This window comes from Sphingomonas sp., assembly GCF_017304615.1.
Lineage (GTDB): Bacteria > Pseudomonadota > Alphaproteobacteria > Sphingomonadales > Sphingomonadaceae > Sphingomonas.
Window position 1 is genome coordinate 809,940 of sequence record NZ_JAFKLZ010000001.1, and the last position, 8,959, is coordinate 818,898.

The 8,959-nt window shown below is 63.9% G+C and carries 13 protein-coding genes; 5 read left to right on the forward strand and 8 right to left on the reverse strand.

What is annotated here, in order from left to right; all coding sequences use genetic code 11:
- Nucleotides 1-54 precede the first annotated feature (54 nt).
- The 5 genes from J0J06_RS04060 to J0J06_RS04080 form a co-directional block, all read right to left on the reverse strand.
- Nucleotides 55-303: a hypothetical protein gene (locus tag J0J06_RS04060; protein WP_294040063.1), complete on the reverse strand. Its 249-nt coding sequence runs from the start codon at nucleotides 301-303 to the stop codon at nucleotides 55-57.
- A 28-nt stretch (nucleotides 304-331) separates the two neighbouring features.
- Nucleotides 332-709 (reverse strand): envelope stress response membrane protein PspC, encoded by a 378-nt coding sequence (pspC, locus tag J0J06_RS04065; RefSeq protein WP_294040064.1) that lies wholly within the window; start codon nucleotides 707-709, stop codon nucleotides 332-334.
- Nucleotide 710: 1 nt separating this feature from the next.
- Nucleotides 711-983, reverse strand: a complete 273-nt coding sequence (gene pspB, locus J0J06_RS04070) for an envelope stress response membrane protein PspB (RefSeq protein ID WP_294040065.1) — start codon at nucleotides 981-983, stop codon at nucleotides 711-713.
- A 1-nt stretch (nucleotide 984) separates the two neighbouring features.
- Nucleotides 985-1,653 carry a phage shock protein PspA gene (pspA, locus tag J0J06_RS04075; protein WP_294040066.1) on the reverse strand — a complete coding sequence of 223 codons (669 nt, stop codon included), beginning with the start codon at nucleotides 1,651-1,653 and terminating at the stop codon, nucleotides 985-987.
- Between the two features lie 87 nt (nucleotides 1,654-1,740).
- Nucleotides 1,741-1,887 carry a hypothetical protein gene (locus J0J06_RS04080; protein WP_294040067.1) on the reverse strand — a complete coding sequence of 49 codons (147 nt, stop codon included), beginning with the start codon at nucleotides 1,885-1,887 and terminating at the stop codon, nucleotides 1,741-1,743.
- 169 nt (nucleotides 1,888-2,056) lie between these two features.
- On the opposite strand from J0J06_RS04080, the gene pspF reads away from it, so the two are divergent.
- The 5 genes from pspF (at nucleotide 2,057) to J0J06_RS04105 (ending at nucleotide 5,462) form a co-directional block, all read left to right on the forward strand.
- The gene (gene pspF, locus J0J06_RS04085; RefSeq protein WP_294040068.1) at nucleotides 2,057-3,073 is read left to right on the forward strand and encodes a phage shock protein operon transcriptional activator; all 1,017 of its coding nucleotides are present in this window, start codon (nucleotides 2,057-2,059) and stop codon (nucleotides 3,071-3,073) included.
- A gap of 76 nt (nucleotides 3,074-3,149) precedes the next feature.
- Complete coding sequence (locus J0J06_RS04090) at nucleotides 3,150-3,644, forward strand: hypothetical protein (RefSeq protein WP_294040069.1); 495 nt, start codon at nucleotides 3,150-3,152, stop codon at nucleotides 3,642-3,644.
- 280 nt (nucleotides 3,645-3,924) lie between these two features.
- Nucleotides 3,925-4,533 carry a superoxide dismutase gene (locus J0J06_RS04095; RefSeq protein WP_294040070.1) on the forward strand — a complete coding sequence of 203 codons (609 nt, stop codon included), beginning with the start codon at nucleotides 3,925-3,927 and terminating at the stop codon, nucleotides 4,531-4,533.
- Between the two features lie 137 nt (nucleotides 4,534-4,670).
- The gene (locus J0J06_RS04100; protein WP_294040071.1) at nucleotides 4,671-4,907 is read left to right on the forward strand and encodes a hypothetical protein; all 237 of its coding nucleotides are present in this window, start codon (nucleotides 4,671-4,673) and stop codon (nucleotides 4,905-4,907) included.
- A 159-nt stretch (nucleotides 4,908-5,066) separates the two neighbouring features.
- Complete coding sequence (locus tag J0J06_RS04105) at nucleotides 5,067-5,462, forward strand: hypothetical protein (protein WP_294040072.1); 396 nt, start codon at nucleotides 5,067-5,069, stop codon at nucleotides 5,460-5,462.
- A gap of 627 nt (nucleotides 5,463-6,089) precedes the next feature.
- Here the strand turns inward: J0J06_RS04105 and J0J06_RS04110 are convergent.
- The 3 genes from J0J06_RS04110 to mtaB are packed head-to-tail and all read right to left on the reverse strand — an operon-like array spanning nucleotide 6,090 to nucleotide 8,952.
- Complete coding sequence (locus tag J0J06_RS04110) at nucleotides 6,090-6,800, reverse strand: inner membrane-spanning protein YciB (RefSeq protein ID WP_294040073.1); 711 nt, start codon at nucleotides 6,798-6,800, stop codon at nucleotides 6,090-6,092.
- Complete coding sequence (gene ftsY / locus J0J06_RS04115; RefSeq protein WP_294040074.1) at nucleotides 6,797-7,732, reverse strand: signal recognition particle-docking protein FtsY; 936 nt, start codon at nucleotides 7,730-7,732, stop codon at nucleotides 6,797-6,799. The genes J0J06_RS04110 and ftsY overlap by 4 nt, the downstream gene beginning before the upstream one ends.
- Nucleotides 7,729-8,952, reverse strand: coding sequence for a tRNA (N(6)-L-threonylcarbamoyladenosine(37)-C(2))-methylthiotransferase MtaB (gene mtaB / locus J0J06_RS04120; RefSeq protein WP_294040075.1), 1,224 nt, complete (start codon nucleotides 8,950-8,952; stop codon nucleotides 7,729-7,731). Before mtaB ends, ftsY begins: the two co-directional genes overlap by 4 nt.
- Nucleotides 8,953-8,959 lie beyond the last annotated feature (7 nt).

The following is an 8,959-nucleotide window of genomic DNA, read 5'->3' on the forward strand; positions in this document are numbered from 1 at the left end:
AGGACGAAGATTTGTCCGTGATCCACTTTCAGTCTCCCTGATTCCCGGCGGCGCTCAGCGCAGGCCGTCGATTTCGTGGGCCAGGCGCTGGGGCTGATCGGTGACGATCTTTTCCAGCACGATCAGGCGGCGGCGCATTTCGGCGGTTTCGCGCTGCTGGAGCAGCATCTCGTCCGACGGGGCGGCGGCGATCTGCACGGTGCTCAGCGCTTTCCGGACCTTGCGGTTGGCGAACCACTGGATCGCGAGCGTCGTGCCGACACCGAACAGCGAACCCATGATGAAATAAGGCGTGGGGTCCATCGTCTTCCCTTTTCCTGTTCAGCGGCGCTCAGCGCAGGCTGTCGATTTCGTCGGCCAGCCGATTGTTGCGGCTGGTGTAGAGCGTCTCGATGTCGGCGAGCCGGCGGTCGAGGTCGCGGAACTTGGAGCGGACTTCCGCCGTGGAACGCGACGGGTTGGTCCGCACGCCCTGCCAAAACTTCTCGTCCTCCGCGTCGGAGTACAGGCCGGTCGGCTTGCACGGTGCGACCCAGGCCGTGATGAAGTAGGCGGGGATGACCCAGCCCGACGTGATCAGCGCCAGGACCACGGTGCCGACGCGAACCATCGTCACGTCGATGCCGGTATAGTCGGCGATCCCGGCGCATACCCCAAGGACTTTTCCGTTGGGCTTGTCGGTGTAGAATTTGGTGCGGCTGGCGGACATCTCAGTTCCTCCGGGTGGGGTTGTAGTCGACCGGGTCGGCGGCGAGCGGCATGCTCGACTTCCAATCCGGGTGGTCGATGGCGACGATGCGCTCGACCGTGGACACGCGATCTTCGAGGCGGCGAGCGAGCGAGTAGAGCTCGTCGAGCAGCTTCTCGTCCTCGTTGGTGATCTTGGGCGCCTGCTTCCACTTCGTGACGTAGTGGAAGATCAGCCAGGGCAGCCCGATGAACAGGATGCCGACCACGAAGATCGGGACGAAAACGTCTTCCATCTTACGATCCCTTCTTCATGCGCGCCTTGAGCGCTTCGAGCTCGGCATCGACCTTCTCGGCGGCCTTCAGCTCCGCCATCTCTTCCTCGAGCGTCTTGGGTGCGGCACCCAGGCCGGCGGCCTCGGCACGACCCTCGGCAAGGTCGACGTGGCGTTCGAGAATGTCGAAGCGTGAGAAGGCGTCCTGCGTGCGGCTGGCCGAATAGACCTCGCGCAGCTTGAAGCGGTTGTTGGCGGTTTCCAGCCGCGTCGCGATCGACGACTGGCGGTTGCGCGCCTCGCTCAGCTTCTTCTGCAGCTTGTTGATGTCCTCTTCCGACGCGCGCAGCGCATCGTCGAGCACGGTGACCTGGCTGGTCAGCTCGGCGATCATGTCGGTCGCCTTCTGGCGCTCGACCAGGGCCGCCTTGGCAAGGTCCTCGCGATCCTTCGACAGCGCCAGTTCGGCTTTCTCGGTCCAGCTTTCCTCGAGCTGGGCGAGCTTGCTGATGTGACGTCGCATTTCCTTCTGGTCGGCGATGGTGCGAGCGGCGGAGGCGCGAACCTCGACCAACGTCTCCTCCATCTCCAGGATGATCATGCGGATCATCTTCGCCGGGTCCTCCGCCTTGTCGAGCAAGTCGGTGAAGTTGGCGGCGATAATGTCGCGGGTTCGCGAAAAAATGCCCATGTTGATGAAACTCCTCGGAATTTACGCTTTACTCGATTGGGGTGCCGGGGCGGGTAGCAAGGGGGGAACCCGCCCCGGCAGTGGCCGTCACGCCCGTGGGGCGGCGGCGACCTGGGCAGTCTGGGCCTGGGCGAGGCCGGGGCCGAGCGCCGCCATCATCAGCGACGAACCGCAAACCAGCGTGCTCACCAGCACCACGACAGTGCGACCCATTCCGTTCGAAACCTTGTTCATTGTCTAGCTCCATCGAATTTCGTTGCGCCTCGATCGGCGTTGCTCAGACATTTGCAGCTACCGTGCCAATTCCGAAAAACGGCAGAAATCCGCCATTTTCTGTAGGGTGGCGGGGTCAGTTGGCGGATTTTCCTTGCCAAGAGTTGGCAAATTACACCAAGTGTTGGACATGGAGCGCGCAACGCAAGTTATTGGCGAGTCAGGCCCGTTTCTCGACGCGCTGGAACGCGCCAGCCGCGCCGCTGCGCTCGACCGTCCGGTGCTGGTCATCGGCGAGCGCGGGACGGGCAAGGAACTCGTCGCCGAACGCCTCCACCGCCTCAGCCCGCGCTGGGACCAGCCGCTCATCATCATGAACTGCGCCGCGCTGCCGGAAACGCTGATCGAGGCCGAATTGTTCGGTCATGAGGCGGGGGCCTTCACCGGCGCGACGCGCGCGCGGCCGGGACGGTTCGAGGAAGCCGATGGCGGTACCCTGTTTCTCGACGAACTCGGCACGTTGTCGATGGCGGCGCAGGAGCGGCTGTTGCGCGCGGTCGAATATGGCGAGGTCACGCGGATCGGCGCGTCGCATCCGGTGCGGGTCGATGTGCGCATCGTCGCGGCGACCAACGAGCATCTGCCCGACAAGGTCGAGCGGAACCAGTTCCGCGCTGACTTGCTCGACCGGCTTAGCTTCGAGGTCGTGACGCTGCCGCCGCTCCGCGCGCGTCCGGGCGACGTCGGGGTGCTCGCCGACCATTTCGGGCGGCGCATGGCGGCGGAGATGGCGCGCGATTGGGAAGGCTTCTCGCCCGAGGCGATCGACGCGCTGATCGACTATCAATGGCCGGGCAACGTCCGCGAGCTTCGCAACGTCGTCGAGCGTGCCGTCTATCGCTGGGACCAGCCCGGCCCGATCGCGCATATCGAATTCGACCCGTTCCAGTCGCCGCATCGGCCTGGCGCGGGGGCCGGCCCGCAACCAGCGCCGGCGCCCGCCATGCCCGCGGCGCCCTCCGTGGGTCCGGCAGACCCCGAGCCCGCCGACTTCAAGTCCCGCGTCGCGCGGTTCGAACGCGACGTGCTGGCCAAGGCGCTCGCCGCCAACCGCTTCAACCAGCGGCATACCGCCGACGCGCTGGGGCTGAGCTACGACCAGCTTCGCCACGCACTTCGCCGGCACGACCTGCTCCCCGGCGGCTGACCAAAATATCCTATACGCCTCCCGGCATCTGCGGCATGCGTCGGGCAGGCAAGTGGGGACTTGGGGGACAGGATAGATGTTGAGTTTGGTGGCGCTGATCAGCGTGGCGATGGGCGCGATGCCCGTCGATTCCGACGGCCCGATCAAGAAATATGACGGCGGCTGGGATCTCTACCGGAACGACGACAATTGCGCGTTGTTGCGCTCCTATGCCGGCGACACCATCCTGCGCGTCGCTTATTACCCCAAGGAAGACACTGCTCGCGTTTCCGTGATCGACGGTCAGCTGAAGGGCGTGGTGGATGGCGGCAGCTACAAGTTCCAGCTCTATTTCGTGAACGGCGACACCATCGACAAGGGCTGGGGAACGGTCAATTTCAAGGGCGTCAAGTTCGACGGCCTGGGATCGGGCTACAAATTCTCGGTATCGGGCAAGACCTTCCTCGCCGACCTGGGCAAGAACCGCCTGCTTGGCATCATGGACGGCGACTCCGTGGTCGAAAGCCTGAAGCTGGATTCGGTGTCCGACGCGCTGGTCGGCTTGGAGGCATGTTCGCTCGGCGTCGGCTGAGCCCGAGCGGCACGCGGCTAACGCAGTTGGCCGCGAGACTGCGACAGGCCGGCCGACACGGGCACCGCCTGTGTTCGACGTCCCGGAATTTACTTCCGTGGCGGCCTGAATTTCGCAGAAGGGGGCGCGAAGGGGCGTCGCTAGCGGGGGGCGGGCGGCGCCCTTTTTGTGTCGGGCGGCGATGGAATCGCTTGCGCAACGAAGCCAGCGGACCCATTTGGCTGGCACCGGCGTTTGCATCGCGAACCCCGATCATCATGCCCGAAGAAGGAGAAGCCCGATGGCTTTCGAACTCCCCCCGCTGCCTTACGCTTACGACGCGCTGGAACCTGTTATCTCGAAGGAGACGATGCAGTTCCACCACGACAAGCATCACGCCGCCTACACCACCAACCTGAACGCCGGCGTCGCCGAGAGCGGGCTGGAAGGCAAGACGATCGAGGAACTGTTCGCCACCGCCTCGACCCTGTCGCCCAAGGTGCGCAACAATGGCGGTGGCTGGTGGAACCACGATTTCTTCTGGAACATCATGGCGCCCGCGGGATCGACCCAGCCGTCCGGCAAACTGAAGGACGCGATCGACGCATACGGCGGGCTCGACAAGCTGAAGGAAGATTTCAACGGCAAGGGCGCCGGCCAGTTCGGTTCGGGCTGGGCATGGGTGATCGCGGATTCGTCGGGCACGCTGAAGGTCACCTCGACCCCCAACCAGGACAACCCGCTGATGGACGACGCCAAGGAAAAGGGCACGCCGGTCCTGGGCAACGACGTGTGGGAACACGCATACTACCTCGTCTATCGCAACGACCGGCCGGGGTATCTCAAGGCGTGGTGGGACGTTGTGAACTGGGACGAGGCCGGTCGGCGGTATGAGGCTGCGCTGGGCTGAGCTTTACAACAGAATTTACCGGAAAGGCCTCGGCGATTGCCGGGGCCTTTTTGTGTGATCGCGGTGGCCACTTTCGACCCATTTGCGGACGTTCCGTCCAACTACCCACCTGCGCTCTTTCGTGGTAAGAATATGCGATGCTGTTCACGCCGAAGAGATATGGAAAGAGCTACCGCTTGTTTCTGGCGCTCTCATTCTTCGGGGCGGCGCTAGTCGCCGCGATGTTCGCGGTTGCCGCCGCCGTCGGCTGGATGGCCTTCGATGATTCGTTGAGCAGACCCCTTGTCGCGCTGGCCATGATCGCTGTGGCGTTTGCGTTCGGTGCGCTTACCTTCGGGCAATGGCAGTGGTTTCGGCGGACACCCGCTGACTAGTTCGTCCGGCAAAACCCGTGCCCGCGAACGACCCAATTGCGGACGTTGGAAATTCCGTCGGATGGTGCGCCAAAGCTGCTCCACAAATTTAGTCATTGGGGTTGGCTACGCGTTGAGACGAGAATGCATGGCTGCCTCCCGCTACTTACCTCCCTTGTGATGTTGCAGGGATGCGAGGCTCGATGCCAACAAACGTCGAACAATGCGACCAGCGACGAGATTAATCGGGGCGTATGCGAAGGGATTTTGGCAAGAAGAGTTGCTGATATCGAGAAGGTGCCTTCGATTTATATTCCTGTGGACCAGGAAATCGTGGAATTCGCTCCCGTTGCTTGCCACGGCAATGTCAGACTTACGGCTCGCCGCGACAGCAGCGCTGATTTTGCGAAGCTGATGCGCCTCTATTTGGATCGGTTCGACCGCAAAACACGCGAACCCACATCGATAGTAGTTGCCGCTATAAGCGGTCGTATTCAGTATGACGACGGCACAATGTCGATAAGCGTGAATCAGATTTCCAACGAGAAAGTTCAGCCTCGCGGATCAAATCAATGAAGCAAACCGAGCTTTCGGTGGATTATCACTGCACTAAGTCCGATTGCCGATGAGCCACCGAGTTATTTTGCATACCTTGGTCGGGCTGATGCTCGGTATGATATTGCTCGGGTTCGTCGGCTCATGCGCTTCTCGCGACGACTTTGTTACTCCCGCTAAACGATGCGCTAAACGGCAGCTTGTCGGTGTTACATACTTGGACAAGGCGGCGCGCCAACGGGTAGCCAGCGAGTGCGCCAGGGAAATCCGCTATTGGGCTGTCAAAGGGCTCGAAGCTGCGCAGGGGCACCCGGCTGATCTAAACGACGCTCGCTCAATGCAGGAGGTTAAAGATCGTCAGCGGGTTGCGCTCCGAGTGCTCGTTCCTTTGGACGGGGACCCACCGATAATGTGAGTTGGATGGATGAATCGACAGCTTCCCACCCAATAGCAGACACCGCTTGCAATGTAGGATTTCGTGCGTCAGCCTCGCGCACGCTCTTTGACATCGTAACGCCATCCGCAGCCGTGCTCCTGCGAAAGCAGGAGCCTAGAGCCGCGTTGACCGCACTATCCTTGGTTCCCGCTTTCGCAGAACACGGCAGGCCGGGACATCGTGACAGTGTGAAGCTAGTGTCAACTTAGCCGTCATTCCGGCGGCAATTCCTTGATCGCGGCGTCGGCGGCATCGTTGCCCGTCTCCGCCATCAGTCCGTGCTTCAGCATCATCGGCACGTTGGCGAACGCGAACAGCATCGTCAGCGGGATCGCGCCCCACAGCTTGAACCCGGCCCAGAAGGTGATCGGATCGCCCGCATTGGGCGCCGTCACGCGCCACACGAACTCGTTGAGCGCGGCCATGAACAGGAAGAACAGCGCCCAGTTGCGCGTCACCTTGCGCCATCCCTCGGCGCTCAGCCCCGGATAAGCGGTGCCGAGCAATTGCTCGAGCAACGGCCGCCCGGTGAACAGCCCGAACGCCAGCGTGCCCGAGAACAGCAGATACACGAAGGTCGGCTTCATCTTGATGAAGCTCGGGTCGTGGAAATAGACCGTCAGCCCGCCGAACACGACGACCAGAACGCCCGAAATCCACAGCATCGGGGAGATCGAGCCGAGCCTGATCTGCGACACCACCATCGCGATCACGGTCGCGACCATGAACGCCGTCGTCGCGACGATCACGCGCGCGATGACGAGCGCCTTCATCTGCTCCATGCCGTCGAGGCCGTGGGTGATGCCGGCGACCAGTTTCATCAGCGGCGCGTTGGGCGCGAAGAAGGTGATCGCGACGAACACCAGCAACGGGGCGTAGTCGATCGCGAGCCGCAGGCCCGCGCTCTCTTTCTTGTCGGTCATTTCAGCAGTTCCTCGACCCCGGCGATGATCCGCGCAACCTCTTTCGGTTCGAACGGGCGGAGGTCGTCGATCTTTTCGCCGACGCCGATCGCATGGATCGGCAGGCCGTATTTCTCCGCCGCCGCGACCAGAACGCCGCCGCGCGCGGTGCCGTCGAGCTTGGTCATGACAAGCCCGGTGACGCCGGCGACTTCCTTGAACACCTCGATCTGGCTGAGCGCGTTCTGGCCGGTCGTCGCGTCGAGCACGAGGATGACGTCGTGCGGGCTCGCGGGGTTGATGCGGCCGAGCACGCGGCGGATCTTGGCCAGTTCGTCCATAAGCTCGCGCTTGTTCTGCAGCCGCCCGGCGGTGTCGACGATCAGCGCATCGATGCCCTTGTCGGTCGCGCGCTTGACCGCTTCGAACACGATCCCCGCCGCGTCGCCGCCTTCGGGCCCCTTGACCAGCTCGACCCCGACGCGGTCGGCCCAGGTCTGGAGCTGGCCGATCGCCGCGGCACGGAACGTGTCGCCCGCTGCGAGCATGACACCGTAATCCTGTTCCTGCAGCAGGTGCGCGAGCTTGGCGATCGTGGTGGTCTTGCCAGATCCGTTGACGCCGATCACGAGCAGCACCTGCGGGCGTGGAAACGCCTCTATCTCGAGCGGCTTGGCGACCTTGGCCAGCGTCTTCTCGATCTCCTCGGCGACGACCAGGCGGATGCCGAGTTCCTCCATATCTCGCTCGAAACTGCCCTCGGCGAGGCGAGCGCGGATGCGCGCGGCGGTGGCGGGACCTAGGTCGGAGGCGATCAGCGCCTCCTCGATCTCGTCGAGTGTATCGTCGTCGAGCCGCGCGGTGCCGAGCCCGGCGAGGTTGCCGACCAGCCGGTCCGACGTGCGCTTGAAGCCGCCAAGCAGGCGCTGATGCCAGGAGGGGGAGGTGCTCATGCGATGGGGCTCAGATTGTCGGGCGTGATGGTCACGGAAACGATGTCACTTGTCGTGTGGGTGCGGTCGAGCCTGATGTCGGCGAAATTGGCGGTGTGGCCGCGGTCACCGGGCGCTTCGACCAGCACGTGCTGCGTTGTCCCGATCAGCGAGCGCAGCCAAGCAGTCTTCCGCCGCGCCGCTGCCTCGCGGAGCCGTGCGGCACGCTCGCGGCGGACCTTGGGCGCAACTTGCGGCATCCGCGCGGCAGGAGTGCCAGCGCGGGGCGAGTAGGGGAAGATGTGGGCGTGGACGATGTCGCAATCGTCGATCAGCGCGAGGCTGTTGGCAGCCATCGCGGCGTCTTCGGTCGGGAAGCCGGCAATCAAGTCCGCGCCGATCGCGATCTCCGGCCGCGCTACCTTCAGCCGCTCGACCAGCCGAACGGCATCGGCGCGCGCGTGGCGGCGCTTCATCCGCTTGAGGATCATGTCGTCGCCCGCCTGCAGCGACAGATGGAGGTGCGGCATCACGCGCGCCTCCTGCGTCAACAGCGCGAACAGGCGGTCGTCGATCTCCGGCGCGTCGATCGACGAGAGGCGCAGACGGGGCAGGGTGGTACGGGCGAGGATACGCTCGACCAAGCTGCCGAGATTGGGCTGGCCGGGCAGGTCGGTGCCGTAACTGGTCAGATCGACGCCGGTCAGCACGACCTCATTCTTGCCCGCCGCGACGACACGCTCGATCGCCTCGATCACAGCGCCCGCTGGGGCCGAACGGCTCGGTCCGCGCCCGAACGGGATCGCGCAGAAGGTGCAGCGATGGTCGCAGCCGTTCTGCACCTCGACGAAGGCGCGCGATTGGTCGGTGGCGACGGCGAGGTGCGGCGCGATTTCGGTCACGCGCGCCATATCGCGGACTATGAGCGCGTCGGACGCGCCCCATGCCTCGGGCAGCAACTTGTCGCTATTGCCGATGACGCGATCGACTTCCGGCATCGCGGCAAATCTGGCCGGGTCGATCTGCGCCGCGCAGCCCGTCACCGCCAGCATCGCGCACGGCCGCGCGCGGCGCGCCTTGCGGATCGCGGCGCGGGTCTGCTTGACGGCGGTGTTGGTCACCGCGCAACTGTTCACCACGACGACGTTGCGGTCGCCCAGCAAGGCGCGGATCGTTTCGCTCTCGGCGATGTTGAGGCGGCACCCCAGGCTGATGACCTCGGGCTGCAGAAGCGATGACATGGCGGCT